The following is a 15,543-nucleotide window of genomic DNA, read 5'->3' as shown; positions in this document are numbered from 1 at the left end:
CGCTTGCGGGGAGAGGGTCGGGGTGAGGGGGAGTCTCCGCAAGGACGGTGAGAGTTGGACTCGCGGAGAGTCCCCCTCACCCGGATTGCATCTTCGATGCAATCCGGCCTCTCCCCGCAAGCGGGGAGAGGCGAAGAGTCACACGCATCACGCTTTCAATGATGCTCGATTGCCCTGATCGCGCCGCGGAGCTCGGCGAGGCCGCGCAGGCGGCCGATCGCAGTATAGCCGGGATTGGTGCGCTTGGTGGCGGCGAGATCGTCGAGCATGCGGTGGCCGTGATCGGGGCGGAAGACGATTCTCTTGTCGGGTGCGCGCCGCGCGTTCTCCTTCAGCAGCGCCTTCAGCACCGCGACCATGTCGACATCGCCATCGAGATGGTCGGATTCGTAGAACGACAGGCCGTCGGCCTCGCGCTTGGTCGCGCGCAGATGCGCAAATGCAATGCGCGGGCCGAAGCGCTCGGCCATGTCAGGCAGGTTGTTCTCGGCCCGCACGCCGAGCGAGCCCGTGCACAGGCAGATGCCGTTGGCCTTCGACGGCACCGCGTCGAACAGCGCCTGATAGTCGTCGGCGGTCGAGGCAATGCGCGGCAGGCCGAACAACGGACGCGGCGGATCGTCCGGATGCAGCGTCAGCGACACCCCGAGCTGCTCGGCCACCGGCGTCACGCGCGCAAGGAATTCGGCGAGATGCTGCCGCAGGATCTTTGGCGTGATATCGCGGTAGGTTTCCAGCCGGTCGCGGAATTGCGGGATGGTCATCGGCTCGGTGGTCGAGCCGGGCAACGCGCTGGCGATGACCATGACGAGGTAGTCGATGTCGGCCTGGCTCATCTGGTCGAACAGCTTTTTGGCGCGCGCCTGCTGCTCCGGCGAATATTCCTGCGCAGCGGCAGGACGCTTGAGGATGTGCAGCTCGAACGCAGCAAAGCGGTCCTGGTCGAAGCGCATGGCGCGGGCGCCGTTCGGCAGCTCCCATTCCAGATCGGTGCGGCACCAGTCGACGACCGGCATGAAATTGTAGCAGATGATCTTGATGCCGGAGGCGGCCACCGCCTCCAGGCTCGCGATCCACGATTCGATCGACTTCGTCGCCTTGCCCCCGAGCCGCTTGACATCGTCGGGGATCGGAATCGATTCCACCACCGACCAGGTCAGCGGCGAGCGACCCGGCTGACCGTTCTCGATGAAGTTCTTGCGCTCCTCGACCGCCTTGCGTGTCCAGGCCTCCCCGATCGGCACCTGATGCAGCGCCGAGACGATATCACTCGCCCCGGCCTGCCTGACATCGTCGAGCGAGACCGGATCATCCGGCCCGTACCAGCGCCATCCCTCTAGCATCATGGGTCTCTCCGATCAGTTCGCGGTCAGCACGACCTTGACGCTCTGCGAGCGGTCGAGCGCCAGCCGCAGCGCATCGGGTGCGGTCGAGAGCGGCCGCTCGGCGGTGACGAGCGACAGCACGTCGACGCTGCCGGCGCCGATCAGTTCCACCGCGGTCATGAACTCGAAGCCGAAGCGGAACGAGCCGCGCAGGTCGATCTCCTTGGCCATCACCGCGTTCGACGGCGTCGGAATCTGGCCGCCCGGCAGATTGCCGATCTGCACCACAACACCGCCGCGCCTGATGATGCCGATCGCGCTGGCAAGGCCGGCGGCCGTGCCCGAGACCTCGAAGGCGACATCGTAGGGACGCGCAGCAGCCTGGGCCTTCAGGCCCTCGTCGCCGCCCGAGACGTTCTCGACGTGGGACGCCCCGAGCCGGGTCGCGAAGGCGAGCGGGGCCGGCGCGATGTCGGCCACAGTGACGTCGGTCATGCCGGCACGGTACGCGGCGAGCATGGTCAGAAGCCCGATCGGGCCGGCGCCGAAGATGATGCCGCGCTTGCCCTCGATATTACCGGCACGCGCGACCGCGTGCAGGCAGACCGCGAGCGGCTCGGCCAGCGCTGCCGCCTGATAGGACACGTGGTCGGGAATCTTCACGCACTGCGCGGGGATCGCGTCGAAATAGTTTGCGAAACCGCCCTGCATGTGCGGCGTCTTCGAGGCCGAGCCCATGAAATAGATGTTCTCGCAGAGGTTCGGCCGGCCCTCGCGGCAGGCGACGCAATGGCCGCACCAGCGCGACGGATTGACGGCGACGCGGTCACCGACCTTGAGGTTCGCGGCGGAACCGGAGATCTCCACGACTTCGCCCGAGATCTCGTGGCCAAGAACCAGCGGCGACTTCACAACGAAATCGCCGGTTCGCGCGTGGCGGAAGTAATGCATGTCCGAGCCGCAGATGCCGCCGGCGCCGAAGCGGATGCGCACCATGCCTGATGCGAGCTTATCGAGCGGATGCTCGATCATGCGCAGATCTTCGGGGCCGAACAGGGTTGCGGCGAGAGCAGTGGAGGTCATTTGGAGAGTCCCATGTATTTAGGCAGCCAGAGGGTCAGTTCGGGGATGTAGGTGATCGCGATCAGCGCGAGCATCAGCGGCACCAGCCAGGGCAGGATCGCAACCGTCGTACGCTCGACCGAGAGCTTGGCCACGCGGGCGAGCACGAACAGCACCATGCCGAGCGGCGGATGCAGCAGGCCGATCATCAGGTTCAGCGTCATGATCAAGCCGAAATGGATCGGATCGATGCCGAGCTTGAGCACGATCGGCAACAGGATCGGCACCAGGATGGTGATCGCCGCCGTGGTGTCGATGAAGCAGCCTACGAACAGGATCAGGACGTTGGCAAGCGCCAGGAACACCCATTTGTTGTGGGTGATGCTGAGCATCCAGTCCGAGAGCATCTGGGCTGCCTGCGACACCGTCAGCAGCCAGGCGAAGATCGACGCGGCTGTCACGATGAACAGCACCGAGGCCGTGGTCTCGATGGTGTCGAAAGTCGCCTTCGCCACCGTCTTCAGCGTCATGGTGCGGTAGCGCACGAGCCCGAGGAACAGCGACCAGATCACGGCGGCGACCGCGGCTTCGGTCGGCGTGAACCAGCCGAGCGTCATGCCGCCGATCAGGATCACTGGCGCCATCAGCGCCATCACCGCGGAGAAGTCGAAGTACCAGTCAATCGCGAGCAGCGCGCCGAGCCCGATGACCACCGCCATGTTGGTCGACATGCCGGCAACGACCATCAGCCAGATCGCGAGCGGGAAAGCGAGCACGATGGCGATCTCGAGCCCGGCCGAACCGAGCTGCGGCCAGGAGAACGGCGTATCGCTGCCCCATTTGTTCTTGTGCGCGAAGTAGGTGACGGTGGCCATCATCAGCAGCGTCATGACGATGCCGGGAATGACGCCCCCGAGGAACAGCGCGCCGATCGAGACGTTCGCCATCATGCCGTAGATCACGAAGGGCAGCGACGGCGGGATGATCGGGCCGAGCGTCGCGGACGCCGCGGTGACGCCGACCGAGAACTCGGTGGAGTAGCCGTGGTCCTTCATCGCCTTGATCTCGATGGTGCCGAGACCGGCGGCATCCGCGATCGCGGTGCCGGACATGCCGGAGAAGATCACCGAGCCGATGATGTTGACGTGGCCGAGGCCGCCGCGCATCCAGCCGACCAGCGCGACCGCGAACTTGTAGATGCGGCCGGTCACGCCGGCGATGTTCATGAGGTTGCCGGCCAGGATGAAGAACGGCACGGCGAGCAGCGGAAAGCTCTCGACGCCGGCGATCATGCGCTGCGCCAGCGTGACGTCGGGCGTCACGCCGCTGACCAGGATGTAGAGCAGCGACGACGCGGCCATGGCGATCGCCACGGGCACACCGAGCAGCATCAGGAGGAGAAAACCACCAAGCAACAGCAACATGACCTTACCCTTCAAAGCCGTCGTAGGCGCCGGGACGTTCGAGGATCGAATATCCCTGTCGCAAATGTTGCAGCGCCACCTGCACCGAGCGCACGAACATCAGCACGAAGCCGGCCAGCACGGCGTAATAGACGTAGTCCTTGGGAAGATTGATCGTGGTCATAGACTCGTCGCCGATGATCTGGATGTAGACCCAGACCAGCTTGATGGCGTAGCCGAAGAAGGCGATCCGGATCAGGTCGATGACCGTCGACAGCCCGCGCGCCACGAGGTGCGGCAGATAGCGGTAGATGAGATCGACCTGGATGTGCCGCGACAGCCGCACGCACATCGAGGCGCCGATGAAGACCACGCCGATCAGGCAGTAGGTGGCGATCTCCTCGGTCCAGGCATAGCTGTCGTTGAGGACGTAGCGGGTGAAGAACTGGAGGAAGACGGCGAGCGCCATCACCCAGAAGATCGCCAGCGCCACCCAGTCCTCGAAAGCGTAGATGCCGAGATCGACCTTCGGCGTCGCCTCCTCCTCGAAGGTGTGGGCGATCTCGTCCGCGGTGATCTGCCGGTGTATTTCGGCGGTCGACATGGGGTTACTCCTAGGGACCTGAACGTCGTTCCGGGGCGACGCGTCAGCGTCGAACCCGGAACCTCGAGATTCCGGGTTCTCGCTTCGCGAGCCCCGGAATGACGGCGTGAATTACTTGACCGCCTGAATCCGTTCCCAATCCGCCTTGCGATAGCCGAACGTCTCGAACGCGACGTTCTTCAGCACGGTGTCGCGGAACTCGCTCTTGTCGACCTCGGTCACGGTCAGGCCCTTCTCCTTGAAGAAGGCGACCAGCTTGGCCTCGTTCTGCTTGATCTCCGCGGTCGCCTTGGCGGCGGCCTCCTGCGCCACGTCGGTGAAGATCTTCTTGTCTTCGTCGCTCAGCTTCTTCCAGAGCGCTCCCGCCACCACCGTATTGAGGTGGTCGACGATGTGGCCGGTCAGCACGATGTGCTTCTGCACCTCGTAGAACTTCTTGGCCTCGATCGTGGTCAGCGGATTCTCCTGTGCCTCGACGGTGCCGTTCTGCAGCGCGAGATAGACTTCGGCGAACGCGATCGGCGCGGTGTTGGCGCCGCAGGCGCGCGGCATCGCGAGATAGGCCGGAACGTCGGGCACGCGCATCTTCAGGCCCTTGAGGTCGGCGCAGCTCTTGATCGGCTTGTTCGACGAGGTCTGGCGCACGCCGTAATAGGTCACGGCGACGATGTGGTGGCCGCTCTTGTCCTCATAGCCCTTGGCGAGTTCCTTGAAGATATCGCTCTTGGTGTAGGCCAGGAGATGATCGGCATCGCGGAAGGTGTAGGGATAGTAGGTCACGCCGATCGGCGGGAAGCTCTTGGCCGCGAAGCTGGAGCCGGAGATGATGATGTCGACCGAGCCGAGCGAGAGGCCCTGGTTGATGTCGGCTTCCTTGCCGAGCTGGGACGCCGGATAGACATCGACCGTATAACGCCCGTTGGTGCGCTTGCCGATCTCCTGCGCGGCCCAGACCGAAGCGGTGTGGAACGGCTCAGAGGTCTCGTAGACATGGGCCCATTTGAGCTTGGTCTGGGCCATGCCGGCATGGGTTGTCGCAAACATTGCCGCGGCCGACACCGCGAGCATCATCGTCATCTTCTTCAACACTGACTTTTCCTCCATCGTTCAAGTCTGCTTCTTGTTCGCCCGCCTCCATGGAATGCGGGCCGCCCAATCTCATCGCCGCCGCGCGTTGCCGCTCGTGGCTTGTTTCTTGGCTTGTTTCTTGGCTTGCTTCTTGGCCTGTCTTTCGGCCTGCTTCTTCGGCGCCCGTTCTGGTTTTGCCGGCGCTGCCGGAGGTCGTGCCGAGGGCGATCCTGACGCGGCCACGGCGCCGAAATTCTGCGCAAAGCGCGCCTGCGAGCGTGCCAGGTGATTGCGCATCGCCTCGCGCGCGGCGTCCGGATCGTGCGCGGCGATCGCGTCGCGCACGGCGCGATGCTCGTCGAGCGCGGTGCGCCACGTGCCCGGGTTCTCGAAATAATGCGCAAGCTGCGCGAAATAGGGATTGAGGCGCTGGTCGAACAGCTCGCCGACCACGCGCACCAGAACGGCATTGCCGAGACTTCCGGCGATCGCGACATGGAACGCGCGGTCGTGGACCATCGAGGCTTCGCCGGGATGCTCGACATTCTCCATCGCGAGAAGGGACGCGTCGATGCGGGCGAGATCGTCCTTGGTGGCGACGCGCGCGGCCTGCTCGGCGATCGCGCTTTCCAGGAATTCGCGGGCGCGCAACAGCTCGAACGGGCCCTCGATGACGGAAGCGGTTGCGGGCGCCGCAACGGCCGCCGGCTCGATCACATAGATGCCGGATCCGACGCGGATACGGAGGCGGCCTTCGACCTCGAGCGCGATCAGGGCTTCGCGCACCGTCGGCCGCGACACCTTGAGCTGCTCGGCGAGCTCGCGCTCGGTCGGCATGCGGCTGCCGACCGCGTACTCGCCGCTGTCGATCAGGCTTCGCAATTGATCGGCGACCTGGCGATAGAGCCGTCTCGCCTCCACAGCTTCCAGCGGCACGCTGGCCTCCCCGAAAGGGTCTCGCAGGGAAGCATCGCCCCCGGCGGCCCGCCAATTTTTGGAAAATTGGTCTTACCAATTGACCGGAGCATTGACCGAGGACGGGCGCCATGTCAAGCAGCGGCAAAGCAAAGGGGAGACGTCCATGCGCCTTAATTCGACGCGCCTTGGCCGCGCCAATCTCGAGCGGCTGCCAGCTGGCATCCGCTGCCCGGCCTATGATCGTTCGCGCGTGACGCCCGGCATCGTGCATCTCGGCCTCGGGGCCTTTCATCGCGCGCATCAGGCCGTCGTCATCGACGATTGCCTTGCCAGCGGGACCGCATCCTGGGGCATCGTCGGCGCGAGCCTGCGCAGTCCCGATACGCGCGACGCCCTCGCCCCGCAGGATCATCTCTACACAATTGCCGTGCGTGCCGCCGAAGGCACCGAGCACCGCGTCATCGGCGCGCTGCTCGACAGCGTCGTCGCACGCGAGAACCCGGCGCGGCTGATCGAGCGGATGGCCGATCCCGCCATTCGCATCGTCTCGCTCACCGTCACCGAGAAAGGCTATTGCCACACGCCGCAGACCGGCGATCTCGACGAGCGGCACCCGGACGTCGTGCACGATCTGAACAATTTTGATGCGCCGCGCTCGGCGCCCGGCTTCATCGTGGCTGCACTTGCGCGCCGCAGGGCGCAGGGGCTTGCGCCCTTCACCGTCCTGTGCTGCGACAACCTCGCCGCCAACGGCCACACCGTGCAGCGGATCGTGATGCAGTTCGCGGCGCTACGCTCGAAGGATCTCGGCAAGTGGATCGCGGATACCGCGGCGTTTCCCTCGACCATGGTCGACCGCATCGTGCCGGAGACGACGGATGCCGACCGCGATGCGGTGTCATCGGCGCTGGGCTTCCGCGACGCCTGGCCCGTGATGACCGAGCCCTTCACGCAATGGGTGGTCGAGGACCGCTTCACAGCGGGCCGGCCCGATCTTGCCGCCGGGGGTGTCGAGCTCGTCACCGACGTCAAGCCGTTCGAGCTGATGAAGCTGCGGCTGCTCAACGCCAGCCATTCCGCGCTGGCCTATCTCGGCTATCTCGCCGGCTACGAGACCATCGCAGATACCATGCAGGATCCGCATTTCGCGCGTCTCGCCGCGCAGGTGATGGAAGAGGCCGCGGTGACGCTGACGATGCCGGCTGGCACTGATCTCGCCGCCTATCGCGCCTCGCTGCTCAAGCGCTTCGCCAATCCGGCGCTGCATCACCGCACCTGGCAGATCGCGATGGACGGCTCGCAAAAGCTGCCGCAGCGCCTGCTCGGCGCGATGCGGGATCGCCTGCTCAACGACCTGCCGATCGCGACCCATGCGCTCGCGGTCGCCGGCTGGATGCGCTACGTCACCGCCCGCGACGAGCAGGGCCGCGCCATCGACGTGCGCGATCCGCTGGCCGCCGAGTTCGCCGCGCTGGCGCGCGAGGCGGGCCCCGTCGCCGAACGGCTCGCCCCCGCACTGCTCGGGGTCGAGAAGGTGTTCGGGCCGCTGGGTGCCGAGCCGCGCCTGCGCGAGGCCGTGACCGCGGCGCTCGGCCGCCTCTATAAGGATGGCGCGCGGCGGGCAGTGGAGACGCACGTTTCCGCGTGACGGCAATCTCGAACGTCGATGCTGCACTGCGGTCAAAATCGACGGAAGTCTCGCTTGATTTTTGCCTGTCCTTGGCCCACCCGAGAGCCATGGCAAAGGACAGCAAGGTCATCGCCGCGAACGCGGCCTTCTACGCCGCCTTTTCAACGGGCGACTTCGCCGGCATGGAGCGGATGTGGGCGGATGACGACGCCATTTCCTGCATCCATCCCGGCTGGCCGGCGATCATCGGGCGGGCCACCGTGATCGGGAGCTGGCGCGACATCCTGCAAAATCCCGAGCGGCCGCAGATCGTCTGCGCCGAACCGCAGGCCATCGTCGACGGCGACAGCGCGCGCGTGCTCTGCATCGAGATCGTCGACGGCACCGCCTTGGCCGCGGCCAACCATTTTCGCCGCGTCGGCGACGACTGGCGCCTGGTTCACCATCAGTCGAGCCCGATTGCGCAGATTGTCGAGCAGGCTGAAGACGATAGAACGAGTCACCGCGTCCACTGAAGGCGGCAGGGACGCACGCCCGTTCTACTGTGCATGGGGTTGTTTTTCAGTTTTTTAGTCGGCGACCTCATCCCAGCCCCGACAGATCGTCCAGCACGGCCCGCGCCGCCCTGAAATCATCGTCCCGGAAGAACATGCTGCGCGTGATCAGAACCGGGATGTTCGCCCGCGACGCCGCGATCAGCCCGTTGGCGGAATCCTCGATCGCGACGCAGGCGGAAGCCTCCAGCTTCAGCCGCGCCAGGACTTCGAGATAGACATCCGGCGCAGGCTTCTTGTCGCGGACGTCGTCACCGGCAACGATCGCATCGAAATCCGCGGCCCAGCGCTTTCCCAGCGCCCGCGACAGCAGTGCATCGATGTTGCCGTGTGAGGTGGTGGTCGCGATCGCAAGGCGCTGGCCGCGCGCCTTCGCCGAAGCGAGAAGGTCCGTTACGCCCGGCCGCAGCGGGCAACAGCCCGTCTCGATCAGTTCGGCGTAGTGCGCGGTCTTGACGCGGTGGAGTTCGGCGATGTCGGCATCCGATAATGGCGACGCGATCTCTTGCCTCCCATGGTAAGCGCGAATGCGCTCCTTGCCGCCTGTCACCCGCAGCAGGTCCTTGTAGACGGCGCGGTCCCAATGCCAGTCGAGACCGTGGCGAACAAAGGCGTGGTTGAAGGCCTGCCGATGCAGTTCCTCCGTCTCGGCAAGGGTGCCATCGACATCGAAGATCAGCGCGGCCGCGCGCCGGATCAGATCGCTGGCATCGGTTGGCTCAATGGTGGCCGCTTCGGCCTGCATGATCGACACTTCCCGCATGACGTCTCCGTGACGAGTGATCATCGCCTGCACTGGCAGGCGGGTAAAATTGCAATATCTTTTGCCGGACCCAAAAATCCCTTATGAGCGGAGGCGCGCCGGGGCGCGAACGGGAACTCCGACCTGCACGGGAGCGGCATGCGGCTCTTCATCCTAGGCTTCGGCTACAGCGCCAGGCATTTCGTCCGCAGATTCGGCGGCGCCTTCTCGCACATCGCCGGCACGGTGCGCGATCCCGCGAAGCGGGACGACCTTGCAGGCATCGAGGTGCATCCGTTTTCCGGGAGCCGTCCGGCCCGCGAGACGGTTGAACGCATCTGCGACGCCGATGTCCTTCTGGTATCGGTCCCGCCCGGCAGCGGCGGCGATCCCGCAATCGCGGCCTTCGCGGACGTGCTGGCCGCGGGCCGTCAGCGCAAGATCATCTACCTGTCCACGATCGGCGTATATGGCGATCACGCAGGCAGCTGGGTGGACGAGAGCACGCCGCCGCAGGCCGCCCTCGACCGCACACGCATGCGGCTCGCAGCGGAGCAGGCCTGGACGGATGTGGGGCGCGGCGATGTCGCGATCCTGCGGCTTGCAGGCATCTACGGTCCCGGCCGCAACGCGCTGGTGACGCTGCGCACCGGAACGGCTCGGCGCATCGTCAAGCCCGGACAGGTCTTCAACCGCATCCACACCGACGACATCGCAAGCGCGATCATGGCCGCGGTTCATCACCAGGGCAGCGGCACCTGGAACGTCTGCGACGACGAGCCCGCACCGCCGCAGGACGTGATCGCCTATGCCGCGGAGCTCATGGGCGTTGCGCCGCCGCCCGAAGAAGCGTTCGAGACTGCCGAGATGTCCGCGATGGCGCGCAGCTTCTATGCCAGCAGCGCCCGTGTCTCCAACGCGAAATTGAAGCGCGAGCTCGGCGTCGCGCTCGCCCATCCGACCTACCGGCACGGCCTGGATGCGCTGTGGCGCGCCGGCGAAGGACGGTAGGTCCGGCCATCTCCGGCGCGTCCCAGACATGCTCTGCCCGCGCTTGACTTCGCTCCGGTGCGATCGTGATCTACGCATTCAGCGAGCCACTGCATAACGAGCTCGCCCCTTGGGAGGATACAATGAAGAAGACGATCGCCATGATCGCGGCGGCGGCTGCCGTTCGGTGCGGCGCGCGCCGCACCGCTGCCCGAAGCCAACCCTGATGACGCCGGCTTCGCGAAGCAGGGTCTTGCGCGGCTCGACAGTTTCTTCGCGCACGAGATTGCAGCCAAGCGTGTGCCGGGTGCAGTCGTCGCGGTGGCGCGGGACGGCAAGCTCGTGCACTACAAGGCCTACGGCATGCTCGATCCGGACAAGGGCACGCCGATGCCGGTTGACGCGATCTTCGCGCTGGCTTCGATGACCAAGCCGATGGCAGCGGTCGCCGGCTTGACGCTGATGGAGCAGGGCCGGCTGCCGCTCCAGGCCAGGCTGTCCGATTACTATCCGGGCTTTGCCGACATGAAGGTCGGCGTGCCCCAGTCCGACGGCTCGCTCAAGCTCGAGCCACAGGCCTCGCCGATATTCATCCACGATCTCTACCGGCATACGTCCGGATTGATGTATGGCGGCCGCCCGGACTCATCGAGCCCGGTGGCGCGGCAATACCCTGACGGCGTCGCGCCGGCGATCGAAGGCGAAACCCACGCCTTCATCGAGCGCATCACGAAGCTGCCGCTGGCGCATCAGCCCTCGACCGAGTTCGAATACGGGTTTTCGATCGACGTGCTCGGCGCCGTCGTCGAGAAGGTGAGCGAGCAGCGGCTCGGCGACTATCTCGCCGCCAATGTGTGGCAGCCGCTCGGCATGAAGGACGCGACCTTCCACCCGACCGACGCGCAACGCCCTCGCCTCGCCCGCCCGTTCGCCAACGATCCGCTGACGGGGAAGCCGCAAGCCATCAGGCTGCTGGACACGCCGACCAGGTTCGACTGCGGCGGCGCCTGTTCGTTTGCGACGGTCGGCGACTACATCCGCTTCGGGCAGATGCTGCTCAACGGTGGCGAGCTCGACGGCCAGCGCATCCTCGGCCCGAAGACCGTGCATCACATGACGACCAACCATCTCGGCCCCGAGATCAGGAACAACGTGGCGAACGTCGAGCCGCATCGCGCCGGTTTCGGCTTTGGCCTCGCGGTTGCGGTCCGCACCAGCGAGGGGCTGTCGTCGGTCCCCGGCAATCCCGGCGAGTTCACCTGGAACGGCGCGTTCGGGACGCAGTTCTTCTGCGATCCCAAGGAGCGTCTTGTCGTGGTGGTGGGAACGGCGGCGCCCGGTGAGCTCCGGAAATACTATCGCGAGCAGGTCCAGGACATCGTCTATGGCGCGATGGTGAAGTGACCCCGTCTCGATAAGGAAAGGGCGGCCACTCGGGCCGCCCTCGTAAAGTCCGGCGTCAGCTCAACACGCCATATTTCTTGAACCAGGCCTCGGCCTGCTTCCAGGCATCTTCCGCGGCGTCCTTGCGGTAGCTGCCGCGGTAGTCGGCATGGAAGCCGTGCGGCGCTTCGGGGTAGATCTTGAATTCAGCCGTCTTCTTGTTCTGCTCGAGCGCCGCCTTGAGCTGCTCGACCTGGGCGACGGGAATGCCGGTATCGGCGCCGCCATAGAGGCCGAGCACGGGTGCCCTCATCTCGGGTGCGAGCTGGAGCGGGCTCTTCGGCCACAGCGGGTTGGCGGGGTCGACCACCGTCCCATAGAAGGCGACACCCGCCTTGAGAGTACCGCCGTGAGCGGCATATTCCCAGACGGTGCGCCCGCCGCGGCAGAAGCCGATGATGCCGAGCTTGGCGGTATCGCCGCCCTGCGATCCCGCCCACGCCACCGTCGCATCGAGATCGGACAGCAGCTCGGCGTCCGGCTTGACATTCACGACCGCCAGCAGGTCCTTGATGTCGGTGACCTTGGTCAGGTCGACGCCCTTGCGGAAGTAATAGTCGGGCGCGATTGCGAATGCGCCGAGCTTGGCGAGGCGCCGCGTCACGTCCTTGATGTATTCGTGCAGGCCGAAGATCTCCATCGCCACGATGATCACCGGCGCCTTGGTGTTGCCGGCGGGGCGGGCGAAATAGGCGGGCATCTCCTCGGAGCCGACCTTGATCCTGGCGTCGCCGGCCTGGAGGCCGCTGGTGTCCGTCGCGATGATGTCCGCACGGACTGGACCTGCCGCGAGCGTGTAGCCGGCGGCGACGGCCGCGGTGGCGCTCATGAATCCGCGGCGCGAGACCGGAGCAACTTTCGTCAGCCCGACGACGTCGGATGTCATGGTCGTTTCGAAACTCATCAGTCTATCCTTCCTGCTGCCTGCAATGGTACCCCCGGGGGCGACGCATTCGCCAATAGTCGCCGGGGAAACGCAAATCACCAGCCTGCGAGCATGTAGTCTTCAGGCTTGTCCCCGACGCTGCCCCCCATGTACTGCCTGAGCTGGATCGAGATGATGCCGCGGGCCGGCGACCGTCTGCGCGCAAGGCCACGCGCAAGCGTTGCGGATTTGATCGTGTGCCCGATTTAACCGCGTGGCCGCGCTGCGGCGCAACATCCGTTAACCGAAAACGGGGGTTCTTCCGCCGCACCTCACGCGGTCAGAGGCTGCAGACGCTCCGCCCCTTCGCGCAATTCGAAACGCTTCGCCGCAACAAATGGGCTCCATGGTGGCCGCGACGACACATCATGTTGCCCGGATGTTGCGCGCTATCGGAATCCCGCACGCGAGCCGCCGTCATTTGACTGAAATTTTCAGAAGAGTTGAGCCACGCGGTTTACTCGAACTTTCTTTGTGACGCTCTAGTTCCACGGCCGGAAGTTCCATCTCCGGAAACGGAGAGGCGTCTTCCAAGTGCGCCCCGCCGTCCGGGCCAAGGATCGCCCGAGAGTTTCATTCTCGTCCACCCAGATTGCGCTACCCGAAGGCTCAATTGAATAAAGCTTTATCCGACCTGGAAGTGAAATGAATTTGGCTCGCGAATCGATTGAACTGTTGGAGCAGGTCGCACGAATCCTGTGGTTCGAAGGCACCAAGCACGGCTTGCGCGACCGCGAGTGGATGGCGCTGCGCTTCCTCTCCCGCGCCAACCGGTTCTCCCGCACGCCCTCGGCGCTCGCGAGCTACGTCGGCACCACGCGCGGCACCGCCTCGTTCATCATCGGTGAGCTCGAGCGGCTCGGCTATCTCGAGCGAAAGCGCTCGGCCAAGGACAAGCGGTCGGTGATGCTGAGCGTCACGCAGCAGGGCAAGAAGTTCCTGGCGCGCGACCCCGTCAGCGTTCTCGTCGAGGCGATTGCCGTCCTCGACGACGAGGCCAAGATCCGCTTCCGCGACGCGCTCCGCCACGTGCTGGACCAGTCGGACGCGGCCGAGCAGCGGCACCATACCGACGTCTGCAAGCGCTGCATCTTCCTCCGGGAAGATCGCACCACGGCGGACGGCAAGACGACGGTCGAGTTCAGCTGCCGCCTGTTTCGCGCGCCGATCGCGGAGCCGGAGGTCGATCTGCTATGCACCAGCTTCGAGCATCACCGCCAATAGAAGGCGCCGTCGATCAGGGCGTTGCCTTGCGCGACGAATAGATCACGCCCCCGCTGGATTCGACCACCAGGCGCCCGTTCTCGTTCCGGATATCTTCAATGCGGCCAAGGCCGGGCACCTGCTGCCCCAGCACGGCCTCGATGACGCCGTTCGGGCTTTGCAGGATCGCAATCCCCTCATAGGCCTGGCGCACCGACCAGCCCTTGACCACCTTCCGCGGCACCGATGCGCGCTCGGAGGGAGGCACCGAGCCCGTGACCTCGGGCGCTGCGAGCGAAGCCATCATCGGCGCGGCCTGCGACGACGGTTGCGATTGCGCCAAAGTCGGCGCCGGAGCCTGGGCTTGCGCCTGGGCGAGCTTGTCGAGCTTCACCGTCGAGGACGAGCTCACCCGCTCGATACGGTCCAGATTCTCGGCAAACCTGCCGAAGCGATCATTGGTCGCCTTGCTCGATTGATCGACCGCGGTGCGCAGGCCGTCGAGATTTTCAGACACGCCCGACACCTGCTTGCGCAACTGGGCGACCGTCTCGCGCAGATTCCTGATCTCCGTATTGGCCGCGACATTGTTCTGGGCGGGCTGCGTGGTGAGATAGGCGATTACGCCGGTGCAGGCGCAGACCACCAGCACGGCGGCGACCGCCAATGTCGCGAGCGGCGCGACCCAGGTCGGACGGGGCGGCGGCGGCTTGGCCACGATCACGGCCGGCTTCATCACGACCGGCGTAGGCTTGGGTATCGCCATCTTGTCGAGGCGCGCCTTGGCGCGAATGCGCTTCAGCCCCTCAAGCGCCTCTTTCGCCAACGCTTCGTCGCTCGCCGCAGCCGACGCACGCTTCGCGCTCGCTGCAGGCTTGGCCGTTTGCGTCGCGTTGTCCTTTGTATTGCCTGGCGCCGGAGCCGGCTTCGCCGCCGCGGAAACGTCAGCAGTCTCGTTGGGACGAGCTTTTCCATCGGACAACATGCAAGAATGCTCCGTTCGGTTCGATCTATCGAACGACGAATTTATTTGTCGAAGCTTGCCCGAAACGTGCGCATCGAAATCTTTTCATCGCGCCCGACGCGACGTCGCATGAGTCGAAAGCGTCACGCACGTGGCGAGAGTGCGACTCGAAAGACACACCCTCGCCAAGATTTCGCCAAGCTGGAGTCGCCTCGCCGTACATGAGTCGAATTGTCGCATGTGGAAAAGCGGTGGAGAGAGTCAATCCGGGGTTGAAAACCCCTCCATGCGCCTACCCCGCATCACCACCCAAAACAGCTGTGATTATACGGGGATGCGGAACTATAGAGCCGTCACGGCGCAAAACTAGTTCGGAATCCAAATCAACTGATGCGATTGAATATATCAAGAAACAACTCGAAACAAACCAACAGCATCAAACACACATAGCAATCGCTTTGTTGCGCGCGCTTGATCGGAAATCGGCAATTGTTACGGTCCTACTCAAGTGATTCTCGCCAGTTGGCGAGGAGATCAGCAAAGTTCGGTAGCGTTCGGACGTGATAAGCAACTTGACGCAACTGTTCTAGGTCGCTGTCTCAATCCGCTCCGCGAGGTGATCCGCAAGACACCCGCCGGGCCTCACGCAGTAAGCGTTCAGTATCGAGTCGAAGTAACAGGCCCGCGGAAAACGCAGGCACTGAGTGCGTAG

At 65.0% G+C, this 15,543-nt stretch carries 14 protein-coding genes; 5 read left to right on the top strand and 9 right to left on the bottom strand.

Annotation, left to right across the window (positions count from 1 at the left end; translation table 11 throughout):
• Positions 1 to 155: 155 nt before the first annotated feature.
• From uxuA to A3M7_RS44860, 6 genes are all read right to left on the bottom strand, one after another.
• Positions 156 to 1,346, bottom strand: coding sequence for a mannonate dehydratase (uxuA, locus tag A3M7_RS0123815; protein WP_084302447.1), 1,191 nt, complete (start codon positions 1,344 to 1,346; stop codon positions 156 to 158).
• Between the two features lie 12 nt (positions 1,347 to 1,358).
• Entirely contained in the window at positions 1,359 to 2,408 is a 1,050-nt protein-coding gene (locus A3M7_RS0123810; RefSeq protein ID WP_027546147.1) for an L-idonate 5-dehydrogenase, read from the bottom strand.
• The gene (locus tag A3M7_RS0123805) at positions 2,405 to 3,811 is read right to left on the bottom strand and encodes a TRAP transporter large permease (RefSeq protein ID WP_027546146.1); all 1,407 of its coding nucleotides are present in this window, start codon (positions 3,809 to 3,811) and stop codon (positions 2,405 to 2,407) included. Before A3M7_RS0123805 ends, A3M7_RS0123810 begins: the two co-directional genes overlap by 4 nt.
• A gap of 4 nt (positions 3,812 to 3,815) precedes the next feature.
• On the bottom strand, positions 3,816 to 4,394 hold the full coding sequence (locus A3M7_RS0123800) for a TRAP transporter small permease (protein ID WP_027546145.1): 579 nt from the start codon (positions 4,392 to 4,394) through the stop codon (positions 3,816 to 3,818).
• Between the two features lie 111 nt (positions 4,395 to 4,505).
• Positions 4,506 to 5,465, bottom strand: a complete 960-nt coding sequence (locus tag A3M7_RS0123795) for a sialic acid TRAP transporter substrate-binding protein SiaP (protein ID WP_049823651.1) — start codon at positions 5,463 to 5,465, stop codon at positions 4,506 to 4,508.
• A gap of 87 nt (positions 5,466 to 5,552) precedes the next feature.
• The gene (locus A3M7_RS44860) at positions 5,553 to 6,398 is read right to left on the bottom strand and encodes a FadR/GntR family transcriptional regulator (protein ID WP_084302445.1); all 846 of its coding nucleotides are present in this window, start codon (positions 6,396 to 6,398) and stop codon (positions 5,553 to 5,555) included.
• A gap of 145 nt (positions 6,399 to 6,543) precedes the next feature.
• Between A3M7_RS44860 and A3M7_RS0123785 the strand changes: the two genes are divergently transcribed.
• Together A3M7_RS0123785 and A3M7_RS0123780 are read left to right on the top strand one after the other, a co-directional pair.
• Positions 6,544 to 8,028 (top strand): mannitol dehydrogenase family protein, encoded by a 1,485-nt coding sequence (locus A3M7_RS0123785; protein WP_027546143.1) that lies wholly within the window; start codon positions 6,544 to 6,546, stop codon positions 8,026 to 8,028.
• 89 nt (positions 8,029 to 8,117) lie between these two features.
• The gene (locus A3M7_RS0123780; protein WP_027546142.1) at positions 8,118 to 8,525 is read left to right on the top strand and encodes a nuclear transport factor 2 family protein; all 408 of its coding nucleotides are present in this window, start codon (positions 8,118 to 8,120) and stop codon (positions 8,523 to 8,525) included.
• Positions 8,526 to 8,592: 67 nt separating this feature from the next.
• Here the strand turns inward: A3M7_RS0123780 and A3M7_RS0123775 are convergent, their stop codons facing one another.
• On the bottom strand, positions 8,593 to 9,309 hold the full coding sequence (locus A3M7_RS0123775) for an HAD family hydrolase (protein ID WP_027546141.1): 717 nt from the start codon (positions 9,307 to 9,309) through the stop codon (positions 8,593 to 8,595).
• A 156-nt stretch (positions 9,310 to 9,465) separates the two neighbouring features.
• Between A3M7_RS0123775 and A3M7_RS0123770 the strand changes: the two genes are divergently transcribed.
• Together A3M7_RS0123770 and A3M7_RS44855 are read left to right on the top strand one after the other, a co-directional pair.
• Entirely contained in the window at positions 9,466 to 10,317 is an 852-nt protein-coding gene (locus A3M7_RS0123770; protein ID WP_027546140.1) for an SDR family oxidoreductase, read from the top strand.
• A 156-nt stretch (positions 10,318 to 10,473) separates the two neighbouring features.
• The gene (locus A3M7_RS44855) at positions 10,474 to 11,700 is read left to right on the top strand and encodes a serine hydrolase domain-containing protein (RefSeq protein WP_049823647.1); all 1,227 of its coding nucleotides are present in this window, start codon (positions 10,474 to 10,476) and stop codon (positions 11,698 to 11,700) included.
• A 55-nt stretch (positions 11,701 to 11,755) separates the two neighbouring features.
• On the opposite strand, the gene A3M7_RS0123760 is transcribed toward A3M7_RS44855, so the two are convergent.
• On the bottom strand, positions 11,756 to 12,643 hold the full coding sequence (locus tag A3M7_RS0123760) for a dienelactone hydrolase family protein (RefSeq protein WP_027546139.1): 888 nt from the start codon (positions 12,641 to 12,643) through the stop codon (positions 11,756 to 11,758).
• Positions 12,644 to 13,309: 666 nt separating this feature from the next.
• Here A3M7_RS0123760 and A3M7_RS0123750 point away from each other — a divergent pair.
• Entirely contained in the window at positions 13,310 to 13,888 is a 579-nt protein-coding gene (locus tag A3M7_RS0123750) for a MarR family winged helix-turn-helix transcriptional regulator (RefSeq protein ID WP_027546138.1), read from the top strand.
• Between the two features lie 13 nt (positions 13,889 to 13,901).
• Here A3M7_RS0123750 and A3M7_RS0123745 read toward each other — a convergent pair whose 3' ends face one another.
• Entirely contained in the window at positions 13,902 to 14,852 is a 951-nt protein-coding gene (locus A3M7_RS0123745) for a hypothetical protein (protein ID WP_027546137.1), read from the bottom strand.
• Positions 14,853 to 15,543 lie beyond the last annotated feature (691 nt).

Source organism: Bradyrhizobium sp. WSM2254 (genome assembly GCF_000472645.1).
Lineage (GTDB): Bacteria > Pseudomonadota > Alphaproteobacteria > Rhizobiales > Xanthobacteraceae > Bradyrhizobium > Bradyrhizobium niftali.
Note: the sequence above shows the minus strand (reverse complement) of the source record. Positions and strands in the feature narration are given on the sequence as shown.